Raw genomic sequence first — 21,470 nt, 5'->3', positions numbered from 1 at the left:
ATTCGAATCACGAAAGAACTGACGGTCGAATTCACGTGACTATCGAAGTAGGCGACGCTCCCACCACTCGGGAGCGTCGCCGGGGGCCGATCGACCCGCGGCTGTGGCGACATTCCGCTTCTGCGCGCGGCTATCTGATCCTGACTGTTGCTCTGTCGATGGTGAACGTCGTGATGGTCATCGTCGCGGCGCTCATGATCGGCCGGGTGCTGGCCGGAGTGATCACCACTCGAACTGTGGATGTTTCCTCGTGGACAACCGAATTGGTTGTTCTCGCCGCAGCTGTGGCGGTCCGAGTTCTGGGGACCTGGCTGCAGACCAGGTATGCGCACCGGGCGTCGACTCGCGTCGTTGCCGAGATCAAGAACGGCGTGCTGACGTCGGCGACGGCGATGAGTCCTCGCGATCTGGATCCGCGGCGTGACGAGATCGCGACCGTGGTCACCCGAGGTGTCGACGGCCTTGGTCCGTACCTGACGGGATACCTTCCGGCCCTGGTCTTGTCGGTGACGCTGACACCCATCACCCTGATAGTCATTGCGGTGCAGGACATGACGTCTGCGGTCATCATCTTCGTGACGCTGCCGCTGATCCCCATCTTCATGATTCTGATCGGCCTGCTGACAAAGGGTAAGTCGGAGAAGACGCTGGCAGCGATGACCACGTTGTCTTCGCAACTGCTCGATCTCCTTGCCGGTTTGCCGACGCTGCGGGCGCTCGGTCGTCAGCAAGGTCCTGCCGAGCGCGTCCGTGAACTCGGTGACGCTCATCGGCGAACGACGATGTCAGCTCTCCGCGTCGCGTTCCTGTCCTCGATGGTGCTGGAACTGCTCGCAACGCTCTGCGTCGCGTTGGTGGCCGTGAGTATCGGCTTGCGACTGGTGTACGGCGACATGTCACTCGAGCCGGGGATAGTCGCGTTGATCCTCGCCCCCGAGGTGTACCTGCCACTTCGGATGGTGGGAACCCAGTTCCACGCCGCCGAGGACGGAATGGCGGCAGCCGACAAGGCATTCGAGGTTATCGAGGCGGATTCTGCCGCACCGGAGGGTGGTAGCACGACGGTGGTCGCTCGCGGTGCCGACATCGTCTTCGATGGACTCGGCGTGACCTCTCGTGGGGGAGTCGCACCGTCTCGACTTTCCGCCGTGGCATCGCCAGGGGCGATCACCGTGCTCACCGGTCCCAACGGCTGCGGCAAGTCGACGGCAGTGCACGCGCTGCTCGGGTTGATCGAACCGAGCAGTGGGCGCGTGACGGTCGCCGGCGTCGATGTCCGAGACCTGGACGAGCACGCGTGGTGGAGTCAGTTGGCCTGGCTACCGCAACATCCGGTCCTCCTGCCCGGCACCGTTCGTGAAAATCTCGATCTCACCGGGGTCGTCGATGCGCAAGCATTGGCTCGCGCCGCTGCTGCGACGGGATTCGACGCGGTACTGGCCGAGCTGCCTGCGGGCGTCGAGACCGTGATCGGCGTCGGCGGTACAGGTCTGTCTTTGGGGCAGCGGCAACGGCTGGCACTGACACGCGTGCTTGCCTCGGACCGCGCAGTTCTTGTCCTGGACGAACCCACCGCTCACCTCGACTCGGATTCGGAAGGGACAGTGTTGGCTTCTCTGAGAGCACGGGCGGAGCGTGGCGACACCGTTGTCGTGATCGGCCACCGTCCGAGTGTGCTTGCCGCAGCTGACCGGATCGTCGAGGTGCGCGCTCATGAGAAGTGACGCTCACGATCCGCTTCTGCGTGCTCTGCGGCTACTGGAACTTCGGCCACGACGCGTACTGACGGCGGTAGCGGCGGGTGTGGCAACACTCGGTAGCGCACTCGCCTTGGCCGCGCTGTCCGCATGGTTGATCACGCGTGCTTGGGAGATGCCCCCCGTTCTCGATCTCAGTGTTGCGGTAGTTGCCGTACGCGCATTGGGAATCTCACGTGGTGTCTTCCGCTATCTCGAACGATTGACGACGCACGACGTCGCGTTGCGCGGAACCACCGCGGCGCGATCGAGGATCTACCAGCAGTTGGCCGCAGGAGATCCCGCGGCAGCAGCCGGACTACGACGCGGTGACCTGCTCTCACGTACGGGCGCCGACGTGGATGCACTGGGCGACGTCGTCGTCAAAGCACTGATCCCGATTGCGGTCTCGATTGTCCTCGCGTTTGCTGCGGTGGGAATCCTGTTGTTCATCTCGGTTCCGGCCGCGCTCATTCTGGCCGTTGCGCTGGCGGTGTCCGGGATCGCGGCACCCTGGCTGTCGGCTCGTGCTGCTCGACTCGCCGAGGCCGACAGTTCTGCTGCCGCAGCGCGATTCAGTGAGTCCGCGGTGACCGCCCTCGACCATTCCGCCGAGCTCCGGGTATCGGGTCGCTTGGATCAGGCGGTGAGCGAGGCTGTGTCCGCCGAGAACGATGTGGTCGACGCAACCGATCGCGCGGCGGTCCCGAGTGCCTTTGCCACCGCTGCCACGCCCCTGGCAATCGGAGTGAGCGTCCTCGGTGCCCTGCTGATCGGAATTACGCTGTACGGAACCACCGAGATGTCACCGATGTCCATGGGAATCCTTGTACTGCTTCCGCTGTCGGCTTTCGAGGGAACCGCGATACTGCCCAGCGCGGCGGTGGCATTGACCAAGGCGCGGCTGGCGTCGGCACGCATCATGGCGGTACTCGATCGAGCCGACGCCGAACACGTTGAAGGAAATCGTGCGTGGCCGGAGGACGGGGTCCTGAGTGTGCACGCGTTGCGGGCGGGTTGGCCCGGGGGAAAGGTGACCGAACCGCTGTCGGTGGATCTTCCTCGCGGTGCTCGTGTTGCCGTCGTCGGCGAGAGTGGATCGGGAAAGACCACTGCGCTGATGACGATGGCGGGACTGCTGCCGCCCGTCGCGGGAACAGTTCGTGTTGACTCGGTGGACGTTTCGGATATCGATCCGGCCGAGCTGCGTCGGCACGTGGGGTACTTCGCCGAGGACGCACACCTCTTCGAGACGTCGGTACTCGAGAACCTGCGCGTCGCACGCGGTGACCTCACCGCCGAGGACGCGGAGAAGGCACTTGCCGCAGTTGGTCTCGGCGACTGGCTGTCGGAACTGCCGGAAGGGCTCGACACCTACCTGGTCGGCGGCATGCGAGCGGTTTCGGGCGGTGAGCGTCGTCGGTTGCTGTTGGCGCGCGCGATCGTCTCGCCCGCGGAGGTACTGCTGCTCGACGAGCCGACCGAGCACATGGACGCGGAGGCCGGCGCTCAGTTGCTGCGCGAGTTGCTCAGTCGCGACGCAACGCTGGTCGATTCTTCGCGAACCGTTGTTGTCGTCACCCACCAACTTCCGGACGGCACACCAGCTGACCAGGTGATATGCGTCGGAAAAGTTTCTGTGGAAAATACGTTGCCGTCATCGTGAAGTGGGCGTACTTTCTCCTGTACACAAGGAAGGAGGTGGTCTGAAATTGAAGTACAGACGGACGCGTGAGGTGGCTGCCAGCTAGCCGCAATCGCTGATGGAATTCACTTACCGCGTGAGCGGCCGGCGAATCCCAGGCAGCCACCCGACCCCCGAGCCCCCGATCAGTCCGACCGGGATCCGCGCGAAAGCGTGGGTGTGGCTCGGGGGTCGCTTCGTGCCGTGCGCCTTTATCAACCCCCGGCGGTTAATAAAGGCGCACAGCGTGGACAAGGATTAGGCCCCCACCATCCACCGCGCTCGAGGATGGCTCTGACCTCGGCTGCAGTTCGGCACGAGGCCCCCTCCACCTCCTCCCAACCGAAGACCAGTGTGGCGTTGCCTGACAGTTCGGATGCGTTTCCTCGCCGACGATCACGCAGTGCAGTCGCTCGAGAAGAGTGGAAGGCAAATCCGTCGAGTCGAACGATCAGTGCGACACCGCAATTGCGGTAGTCGACGTCCTCGTAGAGAGTTCTCCCATCGACGAGGACCGGCGATTGCCGTCGTGCTTCCGGCAAACCGTGTGCTCGCTCGACCTCGATTGCGTAGCGATGCTCGAGTACCGACTGGACACCGCGATCCAACAGGTCCAATGTCGAGGACAGCGCTTTGACATATCGCCTCGGCCGTCGGCATTCCATTCGGGTGCGCAATTCCATCCGTGACACTTTGCACGCCGTGGCCGAGCGAACCAGAGAACGAGCGGCGTCGCGAGCCGACGGCTCTGCAACCGCCAGGTCAATTGCGGTGTCGGCCAGCGAAGTACGAACAGGCTGAGTGGCAACGCCGATGTGGGCCTGAGCGCGTGAACGATGAACGATCACTCCGGGATGGGCAGTGGACCACCCCAACGGAACGGGGCGCGCCGGGGAGCGTTCGGGTCTGACCGTCGGACTCTGACAGCGGGAGGATCTGCCGTATCGGACCGTGATGTGGATCGGCAGTTCGGACTCGATGTGCGTGAGTCCCCACTCTTCAGCTGCCGTCCGGTGACTCAGGTAGGTCTCTCCGCCGCCGAACAGAAGGGCGGCCTCGAGAATCATTGCTCGGTTGAGCGGGCCGTTGGTGCTGGATTGAACGCCGTGGAGGACGGTTGTCCATTGACCCGATTCGACCAGATGTTGGATGCGCCGCGGTGAATAGCCGAAAGGGCGTAGTTGTTTGTTGGTCGCGAGTCCGTGCTGGAAGTCGAAGAGTCTTCGGAGATCAGGATCGATGTAGTCGCAGCTCATGCGAATACCGTGAGATCGCGGACCGACAAGAATCGGTCGAAGATGCCGCTCCGAAGCCCGCCTGTGGGATTTGTCGGTGCCTGTGGATAAATCTGCTGTGCGCCTTTATTAACCGCCGGGGGATAATAAAGGCGCACAGCAGAGCTAGCCGATGTAGCGCGTCAGGCGGGCCGAGAGACGCGGTTCCAGGCCACCGTCAGACATGATCCGCTCTTCGACGTACGCGAGGTCGCCGCCTTCGACGATGCCGTACAGACGCTTCGCGCCGCCGTACAGTGCACCGGACTGGCTGCGGATCACCACGTCGGTGGCAAGTTCCCACGATGCCTGGGTGAGTGCGCGCCCGTAGTACATTTCGACGACACCGGAGCTGTGGCTGAGCAGGAGTTCGACCACTTCCTGGTTGACGCTGCCCGGGATGCCGTCGCCGCCCATGCGCCAGTAACCGCTCTCGCGCAGATCGGGGCTCACGTACTTGCCCTCGGCGTCGAGGCGCCAGGACCGGGACTCCCAATTGAGGTACGGGCCGCCGTCGTGCGAGATGACGATCTGCTGACCGAAGGCGTAGTCGCCGTTCTCGTCGTGTCCTTCACCTTCGCCGCGCCAGACACCGACGAGGGGGAGAAGCGCGAGGAGTTCGGGATTGATGTCCGGGCCGAGGCGCAGGTTTGCGGTGTCCTCCGGCAACGGAAGGTCCGGCAGGGTCGGAATGTTGAGCGACGCCGTCGACTTGGAGCGCTCGACGGCGATGGCGACAGCTTCGTCCCCGCTGCCGCGCCTTACGGCACCTGCAGCGGCGGAATCGTCAGAGGTCGCGTCGGACCCTGAATCCGGAGCCTGACTCACGACTCGTCGGTGACCAAGCGGTACACGACGTACACGGAGAACCAAGCGATCATGACGGATGCGAGTGCGAGGAGTACCTCGAAGAAAATGACCACGGGTACATCTTAGACCGCGGCGACCGACCGGAAAAATCGGGAGCCGGAATGCAGAAGGCCCCGCACCGGAGGGGTGCGGGGCCGCCTGACAAAGCAGGAATTACTTGCTGACGGTCACGTCCACGTTGTGCACGCCCGAGCCCTCGGGAGCGACGGTGGAGGTGCCGTTGCCCGAGCTGGACAGTGCACGCACGGTCCACTCGCCCGGAGCGGCGAAGAAGCGGAAATCGCCGGTTCCCGATGCCACGACCTCGGCCGTGAACTCTCCGGAGCCGTCGAGCAGACGCACGAATGCGCCGCCGATGGGCTGGCCGTCAGCTGCGAGAACGCGGCCGGTGATGACCGTTTCCTTCTCGACGTCGACGCCGGCAGGCAGGGTCTGGCCCTGGGTAGGTGCTCCACACATGATCAGGCTCCCAATTCGATCGGTGCGCCGACGAGTGAGCCGTATTCGACCCAGCTGCCGTCGTAGTTCTTGACGTTGTTCTTGCCGAGGATCTCCTGCAGGACGAACCAGGTGTGGCTCGAACGCTCGCCGATGCGGCAGTAGGCGATCGTTTCCTTGGTGTCGTCGAAGCCCTTTTCCGCGTACAGCTTGGCGAGGTCGTCGTCCGACTTGAAGGTGCCGTCCTCGTTGGCGGTGGTGCTCCACGGGATGTTGATGGCTCCGGGGACGTGGCCACGCTGCTGCGCCTGCTCCTGCGGAAGGTGGGCGGGAGCGAGGATCTTGCCCGAGAACTCGTCAGGGCTACGAACGTCGACGAGGTTCTTGCTGCCGATGGCGTCGATGACCTCGTCGCGGAAAGCGCGGATCGAGAAGTCGGGGGTCTCGGCCTTGTACTGCGTGGCTTCGCGGTTGACTGCGTCCTTGGAGAGCGGGCGTCCGTCGAGTTCCCACTTCTTGCGGCCGCCGTCGATCAGCTTGATGTCCTGGTGGCCGTACAGCTTGAAGTACCAGTAAGCGTAAGCGGCGAACCAGTTGTTGTTGCCACCGTAGAGAACGACGGTGTCGTCGTTCGCAATGCCTTTGGCGGAGAGCAGATCCGAGAACTGCTCCTGGTTCAGGAAGTCGCGTCGGACGCCGTCCTGGAGGTCCTTGCGCCAGTCGAGCTTGACTGCACCCTCGATGTGGCCGCCGTCGTATGCGCTGGTGTCCTCGTCCACCTCGACAAAAACGGTCTTGGGGGTGTTGAGGTTCTGCTCAGCCCAGTCAGCGGAGACTAGGACGTCGGAGCGAGCCATGGTGTTCCTTTCGATATGGTCTTGCATCGGTCGTTATCTAGCAGGGGTTCAGCAGGGTTGTGGGGCAAGCGTTTTCACGCGGTGGTAGCGCGGCCGGTATTTCGCAGCCTTGCGACGAGTGGATAGATCTGGCAGCCGAGGCAGATACCGAACGCGGCGTTGAGCAGGGCCGCGAACAAGGCGAAGCCGGTGGCAACGGTGCCGACGATCGTCGACCCGGCCAGGAAACCGACCGTGCCTGCCAATGCGAAGACGAAGCCGACGAACTGCGCGAAGCGCAGCGGTGCCACGGGTTCGCGTTCGCTGACCGGCGAGAGTCGCGGGGCGACGAGCTTGCCGAAGATCTGGCCGTACGGGCTGCGCTTGGGGCCGAGTACCGCTCCGACCGCGAAGACTATGGCCTGCAGTGCGAGAACGACGGTGGCGGCGGGCAGTGAGAAGGTCGAGAGGATGAGCGTGAGTACGAGAACGCCGGTGGTGACCCACGCGGCGAATCGAGGTCCGCGGACGTCGACCTGCTCGAGCTGGGGTGTGGTTGTGGACATCGGGAGTGCTCCTGCGCTGGATTGCATGATGCTGTGCCTGGACCGAGAAAACGGGACGTCAAAGTCCCACTCGGTGGATTGATCACGTGAGCGAAAGCTCGAAGGTCAGAGAGATCTGACGGATGTGGTGATCAGCAACAGGTACAGCAACAGCCCCCGAGGCGGCACAGGTCTACTGCGCGGCGTCGGGTGAGCATCAGCTCGTGGCGGGTTTGCACGTCGGCGAGTTTACCCCGAATTCTCGGATTTTGGCTCGTGGGGTCCGGATAGTGGTACGAGTGCAGCTTTCAGATCCGCTGCGGATGGCACTCCGGACACCCGGAACTGTTCCTCCAGGCCACCGTCGAGGATGAAGGTGGTGGGCAGCGAGAGGACACTCATCTCGCGTGCCAGAGCCGGTTCCTTGTCGATGTCGAGCTCGATCTCCACCGGCGGACGGGGAGCGTCGGCCATCGAGATCACGACCTGACCGACGACGCGGCGTACTGCCGCGCACGGTCCGCACCAGTCGGCAGAGAAATGCAGTACGACGGGTCCGCCGTTCGGCGAAGAGACTCCAGCGGCGCGGAGCAGTTCGAGGCGACTGTCCGCCGCGCCGGTCGCGGCCGGCGTGGTGACTCGGACCTTTCCGTTGCGCGACTTGAGAAAGAGCCCGACCGCGACGACGGCGACCAGCGCGACCAGCAGGATTGTGATCCCGGTCATCGGTTCTGCAGCTCTGCGAGATCGATCGTCGTGTTTTCGGCGCTGCCTTCGATCACGATTCTTCCGCCTTCCGCGTAGACCAGGCTCGGCTGAATTCCGTAGGGGAGTGCCTGCGGATCGATCGTGTAGCTGAACAGTCCGAGGACGACGGGTTCGAGTGCTGCGGGGATCGAGAAATCGGCTTTGCCCTCCGGACCGAAGTACAGATTGCTGGCGACGATCTTGACCTGCCCACCTTCCAGAACGAGGTTGGCCTGCACGCTCACTGCAGTCTCGACCGGACCGACGGCAACCGTTCCCGTCAGCACGACGGCGCCCGCGGTGCTCGCTCCGGTTCCGCCGCTGCCCCCGGTGCCATCCGACTTGTTGGCCGGCGGCGAAGATACCTGCAGGTCAGGGATATTGAGCAGCTTTCCGAGGTCGGTGGCGTTGATTCCCATCCGGCCGTCGAGTTTGTCGACGGGGAGTTGGGTGACATTGCCGTTCACGATGTCGGAGAAGGGAACGGTGACCCCGCGCAGATCGGCCTCGACGGTCACTTCGCCCACCACGTCGCTCTGGACGCCGGTAGCTCTGACGTAGACGTCCTTGTATTTCCCGCCGAGTGCCTGGGTGAGGAAGGGGAACCCGTTGAAGGTGACCTCCGGATCCGACTCGAGTGATGCGCCGGTTCGGAGCTCGCGGGAAACCCGGTACTCGGCGTACGCGGCCGCGCCGAAATCGGCCACCAGTCCGAGGCCGAGGAGAAAGACGATGCCGATGATCAGTTTGCGCACCGCACCATTGTGACGGACTCCGGTCGGGGTTCGATGCGACGGCCCCGGTACCAGGCACGCTAATGTAGGGACCGACCAAAAGCGTCGAACTACTCGAGCGTTGCCCTCACGGGTTGCGCGGGCTACTAGATAGGAGGCCGTGTGGAACTGCTCCTCCTCACCTCCGACCCCAACCCGGAAGCTGTACTACCGGCGTTGGCGTTGCTGGCGCACTCGGTTCGGCCTGCCCCCACAGAGGTTTCCTCGCTACTCGAGGCAAGTTCCGCGGACGTGGCATTGGTGGATGCGCGCACCGATCTGGCTGCCGCACGCGGGTTGTGTCGATTGCTCGGAAGCACAGGATCCGCAGTACCTGTGGTCGCCGTCCTCACCGAAGGCGGACTCGTTGCCGTCAACGCCGACTGGGGGTTGGACGACATCCTGCTTCCCGGTACCGGTCCGGCTGAGGTGGACGCCCGATTGCGGTTGTTGGTCGCCCGCAGCGGCGGTGTGGCCAGTCCGGAAGCGTCGGGAAAGATCACGCTGGGCGAACTGGTTATCGACGAGGGGACGTACACGGCACGACTGCGTGGACGGCCCCTTGATTTGACTTACAAGGAATTCGAGCTGCTCAAGTACCTCGCGCAGCACGCCGGACGGGTATTCACCCGGGCGCAGCTGCTGCAGGAAGTGTGGGGCTACGACTTCTTCGGCGGCACCAGGACGGTCGACGTCCACGTGCGTCGTCTGCGGGCGAAACTCGGCACCGAATACGAGTCCTTGATCGGTACAGTCCGAAATGTCGGATATAAGGCAGTGCGTCCGACCAGGGCCAAGGGTGGCGCAGCTGCTCCCGTTCAGTTCGAGGACGACGAGGACGTCGACTACGACGCGGCCGACGGATCGGTGGTCTGACGTGGGTTGGACAGATTCACTGCCGGCTGGATTCGCCGAGCAGGTTTCCGCGCTTCTCGATCGCGCAACCGAGTTCGACGGCAAGGCGCCCGTGTCGGAACAGGGGCGCCATGCCGTTGCCGGGCGCGGCGCCGCGCGACACTTCCTCGAACTCGACGGCGATGCAGTCGTCGGTTATGCGCAGCTGCAAGCCGGTTCGGACGAGCATCCCGACATGGCCGAGTTGGTGGTCGACCCGCAGGCGCGGCGCCGCGGCATCGGAACCAGGCTTGCCGCAGCGGTATTCGACGAGGGCCGGCCGGGCACGTGTGTCTGGGCGCACGGAAACGTCGACGCCGCAGTCGAATTCGCCAAGAGCCTCGATCTGGTCAGCGTTCGTGAACTCCTGCAGCTGCGTCGACCACTCGATGCTCCGCAGCTTCCGGAAATCGTTGTGCCCGAAGGTGTGACGATTCGGACGTATGGTGGACCCGAAGACGATTCCGAGATCCTTCGCGTCAACAATGCGGCCTTCTCCTGGCATCCCGAGCAGGGTGGCTGGACCCAGGCGGAGATCGACGAGAGAACGGCCGAAGGTTGGTTCGACCCTGCTGGTCTGTTCATGGCGTTCGCGGACACCGATCCCGATACTCTTCTCGGCTTTCACTGGACCAAGGTGCACGCACCCGAAGGTGACGATCCGGAGCTGGGGGAGGTGTACGTCGTGGGGATCGATCCCGCGGCGCAGGGACGAGGTCTCGGCCGAGTGCTGACTCTCGCGGGCATGCATTACCTGCGTGATCGCGGCCTCGGAACCGTCCTTCTGTACGTCGAAGGCGACAACACGGCTGCCCTCCACACGTACGAACGACTCGGCTTCGATCGGTTCCACGTGGACATGGCTTACGCCCGCGCGCTCTGACGTCACAGTCGGACACGCAGAAATGTCCAGTCTGTTCATTCTCCGTTAACCATGTGTGGTCCAGCCGGACACCGCGCCCGCCTACTTTTCTCTGTGGGCAGCGCCGTGTTGCCTGATGCAGATTTCAATCATTCTGCGTCTCATGTCGCCGCCCGATCGTGGGCGTGGCGGTAGCGATTTCCGGAGGATCTTGGTGAATCTCAAGCGCAGTGGTGCCCTGCTCGGTGTAGTGGCCGTGGGCGCCATGACCTTGGCCGCATGTGGCAGCGACAACAACTCGTCGTCGACGGGTGTGGACGGGTCCGCATCGAACGCAACGTGCGAAGGCAAGAGCAACCTCTCTGCCGCTGGTTCCTCGGCACAGAAGAACGCCATGGACCAGTTCGTCGCCACTTACATCTCCGTGTGCCAGGAAAAGGGCAAGACGGTCAACGTCGCGTACAACCCCAGCGGTTCGGGCGACGGTCGTACACAGTTCATCGCCGGCCAGATCGACTTCGCCGGCTCCGACTCGGCCATCAAGGACGAGCAGGCCGACAAGGCCAAGGAGCGTTGCGTCGGCGGCGAAGCCTGGAACCTTCCCCTCGTCTTCGGCCCGATCGCAGTTGCATACAACCTCGACGGCGTCGACAAGCTCGTTCTCAACGCAGAGGTTCTCGCGAAGATCTTCAACGGCGGCATCACCAAGTGGAACGATCCGGCAATCGCCGCGCTCAACTCCGGTGCTTCGCTTCCCGACGAGAAGATCACCACCGTGATCCGCTCCGATTCCTCGGGTACCACCGACAACTTCCAGAAGTACCTCGACGCGGCATCGAACGGTGCTTGGACGTCGGGCGCAGGGTCCGACTTCACCGGTGGCGTCGGTGAGGGCGCCAAGGGTTCGGCGGGCGTTGCACAGGCAGTTGCCACGGCACCGGGTTCGATCACCTACGTCGAGAAGTCGTTCGCCGATCAGAACAAGCTCTCGGTTGCCGAAATCAACACCGGCTCCGAGGCAGTCGCACTGACCAACGACACGGCCGCGAAGTCGATCGCAGGCGCGAAGTTCAAGTCCGACGCAACCGGCGACCTGACGCTCGACCTCGCGTCGATCTTCAAGACCAACGAAGCCGGCGCCTACCCGCTGGTTCTCGCCACGTACTCGATCGTCTGCTCCAAGGGCTACGACGCGGACACCTCCGCAGCAGTGAAGTCGTTCCTGACGAGCGCGGCCAACGAGGGTCAGGCCAACCTGGCCGAGCAGGGTTACGTCCCGCTGCCGTCCAACGTCCAGGATCGCCTCAACGCGTCCATCACGGCAATCAGCTGACCTAGAGACTCGTGCGGACAAGCTCATGGATTTACATTCAGACGTGAAGGAAGTGAGCGCGCATGAGTGACGCGCCCATCACCTCGACATCTCGTTCTCCCGGCCCCGCAACCAGCGGGGCCGGGGTGGGCGGTCCGAACGGCACCACGGAGGACACGATTACTTCCACCAAGGCTCCAGAAACCGAGCATCCTCCGAAGGGTGACGGTCCGGGTAGCGGCAACAGCAAGACGGTGACCCGTCCGGGTGACCGCATCTTCAGCTCGCTCGCCTCCGGTTCGGCAATCTTCATCACGGTTGTCATCGCGGCGATCGGCGCGTTCCTGATCTGGCGTGCTGTTCCTGCTTTGAGCCGGAACCAGGTCAACTTCCTGACCAGCCGTGAATGGGTCACGCAGAACATCAACGCGATGGCGTTCGGTGTCCTCGATCTTTTCCAGGTCACGGTGTTGGTCTCGCTGTTCGCACTGGTGCTCGCGATGCCGATCGCACTGGGCATCGCGATCTTCCTGACTTCGTACTCACCCAAGTGGCTCACGCGGCCACTGTCGTACACGATCGACCTTCTGGCAGCTGTGCCGTCCATCGTCTACGGCCTGTGGGGACTTCTCGTCTTTGCTCCGGCGATCACCCCGGTCGCGGTGTGGCTCAACGACACTCTCGGCTGGTTCCCGCTCTTCGCCGACGGCAGCGGATCGATCACCGGCGGCGGCACCATCTTCACCGCAGGCATCGTCCTCGCCGTGATGATCCTTCCGGTCATCACCGCAGTGACCCGCGAGGTGTTCATCCAGACCCCGCGATCACAGATCGAAGCCGCACTCGCCCTCGGCGCCACGCGCTGGGAAGTTGTGCGCACCACGGTCATCCCGTTCGGTAAGTCCGGCTACATCAGCGGCTCGATGCTCGGTCTCGGACGCGCACTCGGTGAGACGATGGCGCTCTACCTGATCCTGCGCACCACCTCTCAGGCCTTCGGCTGGTCGCTGTTCGACGGCGGCTCGACCATCGCCTCCAAGATCGCCCTCGGCTACGCGGAGTTCAACAACGACATCCAGGCAGGCGCGTACATCGCGGCCGGACTGGTGCTGTTCGTACTGACCTTCGTCGTCAACGCGGCTGCCCGCGCAGTGATCGCCGGAAAGAAGGACTGACCCATGACCTCCACTCTGGACCGGCCGGTCAAGGCCCCCACTTTCCAAGGCGTCGGCGCTCGTCGTCGTGCCAAGGACGTCATCGCGACCATCCTGGTGAGCCTGGCAGTCGTCATCGCGCTCATCCCGTTGGTCTGGGTGCTCTTCACGGTCATCGCCAAGGGCCTGCCCGCTCTGACGTCGCCTACCTGGTTCACCAACTCGCTGAGCGGATTGACGGCGTCGGCCGACGGCGGCGGTATCTATCACGCCTTGATCGGCACCCTGCTGCAAGGCATCGTGTGCGCGGTCTTCTCCATCCCGCTCGGTATCTTCGTCGCGATCTACCTGGTGGAGTACGCCGACCGGAAGTCGAAGCTGGGCAAGCTGACCACGTTCATGGTCGACATCCTCAGCGGTGTTCCGTCGATCGTGGCCGCGCTGTTCATCTACGCCCTGTGGATCGCGACCTTCGGCTTCCCCAAGTCCGCGTTTGCGGTGTCACTGGCTCTGGTCCTTCTGATGGTCCCGGTCGTCATCCGCTCCACCGAGGAAATGCTGCGCATCGTCCCGATGGATCTGCGAGAGGCGTCGTACGCGCTCGGTGTGCCGAAGTGGAAGACCATCTCGAAAATCGTTCTGCCGACGGCACTTCCCGGCATCATCACCGGCGTCATGCTGGCCCTGGCCCGCGTGCTCGGTGAGACCGCACCGCTGCTGATCCTCGTCGGCTACGCACCGTTCATCAACTTCGACCTGTTCAACGGCGAAATGGGCACACTGCCTTCCGTCATGGTCGCCGAGATGAACAACCCCACCGACGCCGGCACCAACCGCATCTGGGGCGCAGCACTGACCCTGATCCTGCTGATCGCGATCCTCAACATCGTCGCGAAGCTGATCGGTCACTTCTCACAGGTCAGAAGTAAGTGATGCGGCCTCGGAACATGTTCGTACTCAACAGCGTCAACAACTCAGTAGGGAGCCGGTAATGGCCAAGCGTCTGGATCTCAAGGACGTCAACATCTACTACGGCAAGTTCCACGCCGTCGCCGATGTGGGCCTGTCCGTCCCGCCCCGGAGCGTCACCGCCTTCATCGGCCCGTCCGGTTGCGGCAAGTCCACCGTTCTCCGTTCACTCAACCGCATGCACGAAGTGATTCCCGGTGCGCGCGTCGAGGGTTCGGTGCTGCTCGACGGCGAGGACATCTACGGCTCGAACGTCGATCCGGTCGGTGTTCGCAAGACCATCGGCATGGTGTTCCAGCGACCCAACCCCTTCCCGACCATGTCCATCAAGGACAACGTCGTCGCGGGCTTGAAGTTGCAGGGCGAGCGCAGCAAGAAGAAGCTCGACGAGGTGGCCGAGCGTTCGCTGCGCGGTGCCAACCTGTGGAACGAGGTCAAGGATCGCCTCGACAAGCCCGGTGGCGGCCTCTCAGGCGGTCAGCAGCAGCGTCTGTGCATCGCGCGTGCCATCGCGGTCTCGCCCGACGTCCTGCTCATGGACGAGCCGTGCTCCGCGCTCGACCCGATCTCGACTCTCGCGATCGAAGACCTGATCACCGAGCTGAAGAAGGACTTCACGATCGTCATCGTCACGCACAACATGCAGCAGGCTGCGCGTGTGAGTGACCAGACGGCATTCTTCAACCTCGAGGCAACCGGCAAGCCCGGTCAGCTCGTCGAGATCGACGACACCGAGAAGATCTTCTCGAACCCGACGCAGAAGGCCACCGAGGACTACATCTCCGGCCGCTTCGGATAGGTCCCGGGATCAACCCTGCACGATCATGTTTCACCCCCGTTTCCAACAGGAGACGGGGGTGAAACTTTTTGGTTGTGGTGATAGTTCCCACTCCGGTGCGCAGAGCTGAGCGTCGTTGGGCGCCCGAATAATTCGATGAGCAGCGCAAGTGCGCCGAGTGGGCGCTGAAGTAGCCGACGACGTGAATCTCGTGGATACTGACGACGCTTCGGACAATGCTAATCTCGGCCCGACAGCACGCTGTCGATCGATGTCGTTTCACAACCGGAAGGGCTTGTCAGTGCACCTCACCCCTTCAGATACCGAAAAGCTGCTCCTGAGCGTCGCGGGCATGGTCGCCCGTGACCGCCGCGAGCGCGGGGTACTGCTGAACTACCCCGAAGCGATGGCACTGATCTCGTGCTGGATTCTCGAGCGCGCGCGTGACGGAATGACGGTTGCGGAACTGATGAACGCCGGTCGGCAAGTGCTCACCCGCGACGACGTGATGGAAGGGGTACCCGAGATGATTGCAAACGTCCAGGTGGAGGCCACTTTCCCGGACGGTCGCAAACTGGTCACCGTGACGGAGCCCATTCGATGATTCCCGGCGAGGTACGTGTGTCCACCGAACCGCTCGAGTTCGGCACGGACGCGGAGAAGATCACGATGGTCGTCGTCAACGATGGCGATCGCCCCATTCAGATCGGTTCACATCTCCACCTTCCCGCGGCCAACCCGGCGTTGACCTTCGATCGCGAAGCGGCAGACGGCTTCCGGCTCGACATCCCCTCGGGAACGTCGGTTCGGTTCGAACCCGGGGTCAGCAGAACGGTGACACTGATCGCGCTCGGCGGACTCAAAAGGGTTCCGGGCCTGCAGATCGTGCCGGACGAAGACCTACCGACACATGCGCGCGAGCCCAAGACCGTCATGCCGTTCGGCACGCCCGGCGTCGAGGTCGAAGAACCTTTGCGAGCGTCCTCGGTGAACGTGCGTGTGAGTGATGTTCCAGTCGAGGCGGATTCACCGGACGACGCCGCGACGACAGTTGAGAGGACAGCCGAATGAGCAGGATCGATCGACGCGGCTACGCCTCCCTGTACGGCCCGACCGCAGGCGACCAGATCCGTTTGGCCGACACAGATCTGTGGATCGAGATCGAGCACGACTACACCGCGACCGGCGACGAGATGGTCTTCGGCGGCGGTAAGAGCATCCGCGAGTCGATGGGCCAGGGCCTGACCACTCGCGACCAGGGCGCTCTCGACGTCGTCATCACCAACACGGTGATTCTCGATCACTGGGGAATCGTCCGGGCAGACGTCGGAATTCGCGACGGACGCATCGTTGCGATCGGCAAGTCCGGTAACTCCGACATCATGGATGGCGTGCACCCCAAGTTGCTCATCGGGCCGAGCACCGACGTGATCGCCGGCGAAGGGAAGATCCTCACCGCGGGTGCGATCGACACTCACGTGCACTTCCTCAGTGAAATCGAGATGATGGAGGCGCTCGCGACCGGTACGACGACGGTGGCGGGCGGCGGAACGGGTCCCACCGAGGGAAGCAAGGCAACCACCGTCACGCCCGGCGCCTGGTCGTTGACGATGATGCACCGCGCCCTCGACCACATCCCGCTCAACGTTCTTCTTCTCGGCAAGGGCAGCACCGTCAGCCATGAGGCCATGCGTCAGGAAGCTCTCGCGGGCGCAGGCGGATTCAAGGTTCACGAGGACTGGGGTTCCACTCCGGCTGCGATCGACGCCGCTCTGCGAGCAGCCGACGAGTTCGGCCTCCAGGTAGCGCTGCACGCGGACAGTCTCAACGAAACCGGTTACGTACAGCACACTTTGGATGCGATCGCCGGACGTGGGATCCACGTGTTCCATGCGGAAGGCGCCGGCGGCGGGCACGCACCGGACATCATCGTGACGGCAGGTGAGCCGAACGTTCTTCCGGCATCGACCAATCCGACGTTGCCGCATACCGTCAACACGGTTGCCGAGCACCTCGACATGCTCATCGTGTGTCATGCGCTCAATCCCCGGGTTCCGGAGGATCTTGCCTTTGCCGAGTCCCGGATCCGGCCGACAACGATTGCAGCAGAAGACTTTCTGCACGACATCGGAGCCATCTCGATCACCTCGTCCGACGCCCAGGCGATGGGCCGTATCGGTGAGGTGACCCTGCGGACATGGCAGGTGGCTCACGTCATGAAGGCACAGTACGGCAAGCTGGGCACCAGCATGCCGGCCGACAACGAGCGTGCGCGGCGTTACGTCGCCAAGTACACGATCTGCCCCGCGGTGGCGCACGGTATCGATCACGAGATCGGCTCGGTCGAGGCCGGGAAGATGGCGGACCTGGTGCTGTGGGATCCCGCGTTCTTCGGAGTCCGTCCTTCTGCCGTGATCAAGGGCGGGGCGATAGTTGCTGCGCCGCTTGGTGATCCGAATGCTGCTATCCCGACCCCGCAGCCGGTGTTCGTTCGCCCGGCCATCGCGGCGACTCCGGGATCGGCCCCGCACCTGTCCACGACGTTCGTCTCTCCGATGGCCATCGAGGACGGTCTGGCCGACCGTCTCGGTCTCACGCGCACCCTTACCGGTGTTCGTCCGACGAGGCACCTCACCAAGGCGGATATGCCGAACAACACGGCGCTGCCGTCCATCGACGTCGATCCGGAGACGTTTGCCATCAAGGTCAACGGCGACCTGATCGCGCCCAACCCCGTTGACGTGGTGCCGATGGCTCAGCGCTACATGCTGTTCTGAAACCATGTCGATCGAGACGGCGTCTGCCGAGATAGCATCGATGCTCTTGGCAGACGGGCGTCTGCCTACCGGCGGTCACGCGCACTCGTCGGGGTTGGAACCGGCACTGGCGGGCGGACTCCTGCAGAGTCAGGTCCCTGACTTCATTCGCGGTCGACTCGAAACAGTCGGACTTGTCGAGGCCGCTGCAACGGTGGTCACGCGCCGCTGGGCCGTAAGTGAGGGTAGTGCAGGCGAACTCGAGGACATCTCGAGGGAACTGCTCGCTCGGACTCCCAGTGCACCGCTGCGTGAGGCGTCGATTCAGCTCGGCCGTGGGCTGGCGAGACTGGCGTCGCGATTGTGGCCGCAGCACCCCGCGGTGCAGATGCTCATGGCGCTGCCTGGGCATCCGATGCGTCCGCTCGCGTTGGGCGTCTTCACGGCGGTCTCCGGGATGGACGACCTGCAGGCAGCCAGATCTTGTTTGTACGACGACGCCCAAACGGTGGCGTCGGCGGCATTGAAGCTACTGCCGGTGGATCCGGCAGAACCGGTCGAATGGTTGCTCCGAGCAGCCCCGACCATCGAAACCGTCGCCGCGGCTGCCGTAGCCGTCGAGGGCGTCGCAGATATACCCGCAACAACAGGGCCGTTGGTCGAACAATGGTCACTCGAACACCACGCTCGATCCAGGAGGATTTTCCGTGCTTGACAACCTGAACAACACCACCACTGCTGCAAGAGGTTTGAGGCTCGGCGTTGCCGGCCCCGTCGGCACCGGCAAAAGCACCCTCATCGCCACCATCTGCCGCGAACTCGCGTCGGAGTACGAGATCGCGGTGGTCACCAACGACATCTACACCGACGAGGACGCGCGACTGTTGCGCGCGGCCAACGTTCTGCCGATCGAGCGCATCGTCGCAGTCGAGACCGGTGCGTGCCCGCACACGGCTATTCGTGACGACGTGACGCCGAATCTCATTGCGGTCGAAGACCTCGAGCGTCAGTTCCATCCCCTCGACATGGTGATCGTGGAAAGCGGCGGTGACAATCTGACCGCCACGTTCAGCCCGGCACTGGTCGACGCCCAGATCTTCTGCATCGACGTCGCGGGCGGCGGAGACGTCGCACGTAAGGGTGGTCCCGGCATCGAGCGGGCAGATCTGTTGGTGGTCAACAAGATCGACCTGGCCCCGTACGTCGACGTCGACGCGGTCCAGATGGTGGCCGATGCCACGGCCGCGCGTGACGGACTTCCCGTTCTCGCGCTCAGCCAGAAGGATCACGCGACGATCGACCAACTCAGTGCGTGGCTTCGCCAGGTCATCGCAGCTCACCGTGCGGGTAGTCACACCCCGCAGGATCCGGGGCCGATGGCGCCGCACTTCCATGCCGATGAAGAAGACCACGGTCACGGTCACGGGCACAGCCACTCTCACGCTCACTGATGCGCACTGGAGCTACGCGGGTCGTCGTCGAGAGAGTGGGTGACACCGCTGTTGCGCGAGAGCTGATCTCGGGCGACTTCCTGGCCCCGCGGTTCGTCGACGCTCGCGGGCTCACCGTGCGAATTGCCTTGGTAGGGCACAGTGCAACGCTGTTGGCCGGCGACGACCTGCGTATCGAATTCGTAGTCGCTCCGGGTACGTGTCTCGAGGTGATCGAGCCGTCGGGGACCGTCGCGTACAACGCGCGTGGCGGCCGGGCGTCGTGGTCGGCTTCGGCGAGCGTCGGTGCCGGTGCGGCGCTGATCTGGCGTGCGGCACCGTTTGTCGTCGCGGGCGGCGCGGATGTGACCAGGCGCGTGGATATTTCACTGGAATCCGATGCGGTTGCGCTGCTCGACGAGATGATCGTGTTCGGCCGGACCGGCGAAACCGGCGGTGCGCTTCGCTCGGATCAGCGCATTACCGTCGGCGGGGAAGCGCTGCTCGTGGAAACTCTCGACCTGCGTAGCGTGCCGGGCCGTTCGCTGCCGGGAATTCTCGGTGGTCATCGTGTGCTCGGTACGACCATGCTGTTGGGGATGAAGACTTCCGACGACGTCGAGGGGCACGTGACGCCGCTGGCGGGAGCAGGGATGCTGGCACGGGCCGTGGCCGATCACGCACACGAGGCGAGCGCAGCGTTGGATCCGATCTGGTCGCGGTGGCGTGGGCGGGTTTCGCAGAAGTACAGCGACTGATTCGCCCTACCGTCACACTTCGGGAGGCTGCGTCGTCCAGTATGTGACCAGGCCGAAGAGAGCCGGGCGCACAGGTTTGACGGAGGCATCATGCGAATTGTTGTTCTGGGCGGAACCGGCCAGATGGGAAAGCTGGTCGTCGAGCAGGCGAAAATCGGGGGCCATGACGTCGTCGCCGCCGCTCGATCGACGGGAGTAGACATCTCCACGGGTGCGGGGTTGGACGAAGCATTTGTCGGTGCCGACGTGGTCGTCGACGTGAGTGATCACGTCACCAACAGTGCCAGGAAGGCAATCGAGTTCTTCGAGACGGCAGCGAAGAACATCGCCGCGGCCGAAGCCAGGGCCGGCGTGAAGCATCACGTGCTGCTCTCGATCGTGAACTGCGACGATCCGCGATTGAAGTCCTTCGGTTACTACCAGGGGAAGGCTGCGCAGGAACGCGCGGTGGAAGCGTCGAGTATTCCTTTCACGATCCTGCGATCCACTCAGTGGTTCGAGTTCGGCGAGAAGACGATCGCGCTGTTCGGACTGGGGCCGATCGCTATGGTTCCTCGGATGCGGTCACAACCGGTGGCAGCGAAGACCGTCGCCGAGGCGCTCGTGACCTGCGCTCAGAACGGTCCGACCGGGAGGGCTCCGGACCTGGCCGGGCCCGAGGTCCTCGAGATCCCGGCCATGACGCGCGAGATCTTGAAATACCGTTCCCGACGTAAGTGGCTGATCCCGATCTCGATGCCGGGAGCGGGTAAGGCGATGAAGGGTGGGGCGCTGCTGCCCGCGCCGGGATCCACAACTGCAGGACCCACGTTGGAAACCTGGTTGCACGAGAACTGAATAGGAAAGGCGGCCGCGCAAGTGCGCGGCCGCCTTTTACTCACGTGGACGGTTGGGTTCAGAGATCCGGGTACGAGGTGAGGTTGTCGACCTTCTCGGTGGTTTCGGGCTCTTCGGGCAGCTTGCCGGTCACCAGGAAGATGACACGTCGGCCGACCTCGACGGCGTGGTCGGCGAATCGCTCGTAGAAGCGGCCGAGCAGCGTGACGTCGACTGCGGCGGCAACGCCGTGCTTCCACTCACGGTCCATGAGGACGGTGAAGAGGTGGCGGTGGAGGTCGTCCATCGCTTCGTCTTCTTCGCGCAGACGGGCAGCGCGCTCGGGGTCGCGGGTCTCGAGGACGACCTTGGCGGCCGCACCGATGGAGACAGCGATGCGTCCCATCTCGGCGAAGTAGCCGTTGACCTCTTCAGGAAGCACGTGGTTGGGATGTCGGCGGCGCGCGATCTTGGCGACGTGCAGGGCGAGTGCGCCCATGCGGTCGATGTCGGCGACGATCTGGATTCCGCTGACCACCGAGCGCAGATCTCCGGCAACTGGAGCCTGCAGGGCGAGCAACGCAAACGCGCGCTCCTCGCAGATGGTGCTGAGTTCGGTGATCTTGTCGTGTTCGCCGATTACTTGTTCTGCCAGGGACAGGTCTGCCTGGAGCAGGGACTGGGTGGCGCGCTCCATAGCGGCACCTGCCAGTCCTGCCATCTCGCCGAGCGTGTCTGCAAGCTCGGTCATCTGTTCGTTGTAAGCCACGCGCATGAGGTCAGAGCCTACGTGCCGTGAAAGACCAAGTCACAAGCACCAGGTGAACGCAAGGTGAAT

At 63.7% G+C, this 21,470-nt stretch carries 23 protein-coding genes; 15 read left to right on the top strand and 8 right to left on the bottom strand.

Translation table 11 applies throughout. The features are described 5' to 3' along the window. The first annotated feature begins 35 nt into the window (after positions 1-35). Positions 36-1,724, top strand: coding sequence for a thiol reductant ABC exporter subunit CydD (cydD, locus tag P0M12_RS06190; protein ID WP_073512758.1), 1,689 nt, complete (start codon positions 36-38; stop codon positions 1,722-1,724). Then, a complete protein-coding gene (gene cydC, locus P0M12_RS06185; protein WP_277377525.1) occupies positions 1,714-3,402 on the top strand; it encodes a thiol reductant ABC exporter subunit CydC in 1,689 nt (562 codons plus the stop codon). The genes cydD and cydC overlap by 11 nt, the downstream gene beginning before the upstream one ends. 233 nt (positions 3,403-3,635) lie before the next feature. Here cydC and P0M12_RS06180 read toward each other — a convergent pair whose 3' ends face one another. From P0M12_RS06180 to P0M12_RS06150, 7 genes are all read right to left on the bottom strand, one after another. Further along, positions 3,636-4,676 carry a type IV toxin-antitoxin system AbiEi family antitoxin domain-containing protein gene (locus P0M12_RS06180; RefSeq protein WP_064443782.1) on the bottom strand — a complete coding sequence of 347 codons (1,041 nt, stop codon included), beginning with the start codon at positions 4,674-4,676 and terminating at the stop codon, positions 3,636-3,638. A 144-nt stretch (positions 4,677-4,820) separates the two neighbouring features. Further along, entirely contained in the window at positions 4,821-5,426 is a 606-nt protein-coding gene (locus P0M12_RS06175; protein ID WP_172827035.1) for an FABP family protein, read from the bottom strand. Positions 5,427-5,717: 291 nt separating this feature from the next. Further along, complete coding sequence (locus P0M12_RS06170) at positions 5,718-6,023, bottom strand: DUF1416 domain-containing protein (RefSeq protein ID WP_003939797.1); 306 nt, start codon at positions 6,021-6,023, stop codon at positions 5,718-5,720. Between the two features lie 2 nt (positions 6,024-6,025). Beyond that, positions 6,026-6,859, bottom strand: coding sequence for a sulfurtransferase (locus P0M12_RS06165; protein WP_003939859.1), 834 nt, complete (start codon positions 6,857-6,859; stop codon positions 6,026-6,028). A 74-nt stretch (positions 6,860-6,933) separates the two neighbouring features. After that, positions 6,934-7,404 (bottom strand): DUF4395 domain-containing protein, encoded by a 471-nt coding sequence (locus tag P0M12_RS06160; RefSeq protein WP_003940408.1) that lies wholly within the window; start codon positions 7,402-7,404, stop codon positions 6,934-6,936. 228 nt (positions 7,405-7,632) lie between these two features. Continuing rightward, positions 7,633-8,109, bottom strand: coding sequence for a thioredoxin family protein (locus P0M12_RS06155; protein WP_003939684.1), 477 nt, complete (start codon positions 8,107-8,109; stop codon positions 7,633-7,635). Continuing rightward, positions 8,106-8,885, bottom strand: coding sequence for an LmeA family phospholipid-binding protein (locus P0M12_RS06150; protein WP_003939847.1), 780 nt, complete (start codon positions 8,883-8,885; stop codon positions 8,106-8,108). The genes P0M12_RS06155 and P0M12_RS06150 overlap by 4 nt, the downstream gene beginning before the upstream one ends. Before the next feature lie 141 nt (positions 8,886-9,026). On the opposite strand from P0M12_RS06150, the gene P0M12_RS06145 reads away from it, so the two are divergent. The 13 genes from P0M12_RS06145 to P0M12_RS06085 all read left to right on the top strand — a co-directional run bounded on the left by P0M12_RS06145 (position 9,027) and on the right by P0M12_RS06085 (position 20,653). Then, on the top strand, positions 9,027-9,779 hold the full coding sequence (locus tag P0M12_RS06145; RefSeq protein ID WP_003939728.1) for a response regulator transcription factor: 753 nt from the start codon (positions 9,027-9,029) through the stop codon (positions 9,777-9,779). A 1-nt stretch (position 9,780) separates the two neighbouring features. Next, positions 9,781-10,680: a mycothiol synthase gene (gene mshD, locus P0M12_RS06140; protein WP_277377524.1), complete on the top strand. Its 900-nt coding sequence runs from the start codon at positions 9,781-9,783 to the stop codon at positions 10,678-10,680. Positions 10,681-10,873: 193 nt separating this feature from the next. Next, entirely contained in the window at positions 10,874-11,992 is a 1,119-nt protein-coding gene (pstS, locus tag P0M12_RS06135) for a phosphate ABC transporter substrate-binding protein PstS (protein WP_099697845.1), read from the top strand. 62 nt (positions 11,993-12,054) lie between these two features. Next, positions 12,055-13,146, top strand: coding sequence for a phosphate ABC transporter permease subunit PstC (pstC, locus tag P0M12_RS06130; protein WP_007733846.1), 1,092 nt, complete (start codon positions 12,055-12,057; stop codon positions 13,144-13,146). A gap of 3 nt (positions 13,147-13,149) precedes the next feature. Further along, the gene (pstA, locus tag P0M12_RS06125; protein WP_003940100.1) at positions 13,150-14,058 is read left to right on the top strand and encodes a phosphate ABC transporter permease PstA; all 909 of its coding nucleotides are present in this window, start codon (positions 13,150-13,152) and stop codon (positions 14,056-14,058) included. Between the two features lie 58 nt (positions 14,059-14,116). After that, positions 14,117-14,893 (top strand): phosphate ABC transporter ATP-binding protein PstB, encoded by a 777-nt coding sequence (gene pstB, locus P0M12_RS06120; RefSeq protein WP_003939968.1) that lies wholly within the window; start codon positions 14,117-14,119, stop codon positions 14,891-14,893. Between the two features lie 280 nt (positions 14,894-15,173). After that, a complete protein-coding gene (ureA, locus tag P0M12_RS06115; RefSeq protein ID WP_003939800.1) occupies positions 15,174-15,476 on the top strand; it encodes an urease subunit gamma in 303 nt (100 codons plus the stop codon). Next, positions 15,473-15,943: an urease subunit beta gene (ureB, locus tag P0M12_RS30415; RefSeq protein ID WP_007733849.1), complete on the top strand. Its 471-nt coding sequence runs from the start codon at positions 15,473-15,475 to the stop codon at positions 15,941-15,943. Before ureA ends, ureB begins: the two co-directional genes overlap by 4 nt. After that, a complete protein-coding gene (locus P0M12_RS06105; RefSeq protein ID WP_064443785.1) occupies positions 15,940-17,649 on the top strand; it encodes an urease subunit alpha in 1,710 nt (569 codons plus the stop codon). The genes ureB and P0M12_RS06105 overlap by 4 nt, the downstream gene beginning before the upstream one ends. Positions 17,650-17,653: 4 nt before the next feature. Further along, a complete protein-coding gene (locus P0M12_RS06100) occupies positions 17,654-18,343 on the top strand; it encodes an urease accessory UreF family protein (protein WP_042451391.1) in 690 nt (229 codons plus the stop codon). Next, positions 18,336-19,079: an urease accessory protein UreG gene (gene ureG / locus P0M12_RS06095; protein ID WP_020908922.1), complete on the top strand. Its 744-nt coding sequence runs from the start codon at positions 18,336-18,338 to the stop codon at positions 19,077-19,079. The genes P0M12_RS06100 and ureG overlap by 8 nt, the downstream gene beginning before the upstream one ends. Continuing rightward, positions 19,079-19,816 (top strand): urease accessory protein UreD, encoded by a 738-nt coding sequence (locus P0M12_RS06090; RefSeq protein WP_064443787.1) that lies wholly within the window; start codon positions 19,079-19,081, stop codon positions 19,814-19,816. Before ureG ends, P0M12_RS06090 begins: the two co-directional genes overlap by 1 nt. Positions 19,817-19,906: 90 nt before the next feature. Continuing rightward, a complete protein-coding gene (locus P0M12_RS06085) occupies positions 19,907-20,653 on the top strand; it encodes an SDR family oxidoreductase (RefSeq protein ID WP_064443788.1) in 747 nt (248 codons plus the stop codon). A gap of 58 nt (positions 20,654-20,711) precedes the next feature. Here the strand turns inward: P0M12_RS06085 and phoU are convergent, their stop codons facing one another. Then, a complete protein-coding gene (gene phoU / locus P0M12_RS06080; protein ID WP_003940130.1) occupies positions 20,712-21,407 on the bottom strand; it encodes a phosphate signaling complex protein PhoU in 696 nt (231 codons plus the stop codon). Positions 21,408-21,470: the final 63 nt, after the last annotated feature.

The organism is Rhodococcus sp. RCBS9 (assembly GCF_029457415.1).
Taxonomy (GTDB): domain Bacteria; phylum Actinomycetota; class Actinomycetes; order Mycobacteriales; family Mycobacteriaceae; genus Rhodococcus_F; species Rhodococcus_F qingshengii.
Note: the sequence above shows the minus strand (reverse complement) of the source record. Positions and strands in the feature narration are given on the sequence as shown.

Bases quoted from the DNA above. Each gene is read 5' to 3' on its own strand.
- cydC (WP_277377525.1), top strand. From the start codon at position 1,714: ATGAGAAGTGACGCTCACGATCCGCTTCTGCGTGCTCTGCGGCTACTG.
- P0M12_RS06180 (WP_064443782.1), bottom strand. From the start codon at position 4,676: ATGAGCTGCGACTACATCGATCCTGATCTCCGAAGACTCTTCGACTTC.
- P0M12_RS06170 (WP_003939797.1), bottom strand. From the start codon at position 6,023: ATGTGTGGAGCACCTACCCAGGGCCAGACCCTGCCTGCCGGCGTCGAC.
- P0M12_RS06165 (WP_003939859.1), bottom strand. From the start codon at position 6,859: ATGGCTCGCTCCGACGTCCTAGTCTCCGCTGACTGGGCTGAGCAGAAC.
- P0M12_RS06160 (WP_003940408.1), bottom strand. From the start codon at position 7,404: ATGTCCACAACCACACCCCAGCTCGAGCAGGTCGACGTCCGCGGACCT.
- P0M12_RS06155 (WP_003939684.1), bottom strand. From the start codon at position 8,109: ATGACCGGGATCACAATCCTGCTGGTCGCGCTGGTCGCCGTCGTCGCG.
- pstC (WP_007733846.1), top strand. From the start codon at position 12,055: ATGAGTGACGCGCCCATCACCTCGACATCTCGTTCTCCCGGCCCCGCA.
- pstA (WP_003940100.1), top strand. From the start codon at position 13,150: ATGACCTCCACTCTGGACCGGCCGGTCAAGGCCCCCACTTTCCAAGGC.
- pstB (WP_003939968.1), top strand. From the start codon at position 14,117: ATGGCCAAGCGTCTGGATCTCAAGGACGTCAACATCTACTACGGCAAG.
- ureB (WP_007733849.1), top strand. From the start codon at position 15,473: ATGATTCCCGGCGAGGTACGTGTGTCCACCGAACCGCTCGAGTTCGGC.
- P0M12_RS06105 (WP_064443785.1), top strand. From the start codon at position 15,940: ATGAGCAGGATCGATCGACGCGGCTACGCCTCCCTGTACGGCCCGACC.
- P0M12_RS06100 (WP_042451391.1), top strand. From the start codon at position 17,654: ATGTCGATCGAGACGGCGTCTGCCGAGATAGCATCGATGCTCTTGGCA.
- P0M12_RS06090 (WP_064443787.1), top strand. From the start codon at position 19,079: ATGCGCACTGGAGCTACGCGGGTCGTCGTCGAGAGAGTGGGTGACACC.
- P0M12_RS06085 (WP_064443788.1), top strand. From the start codon at position 19,907: ATGCGAATTGTTGTTCTGGGCGGAACCGGCCAGATGGGAAAGCTGGTC.
- phoU (WP_003940130.1), bottom strand. From the start codon at position 21,407: ATGCGCGTGGCTTACAACGAACAGATGACCGAGCTTGCAGACACGCTC.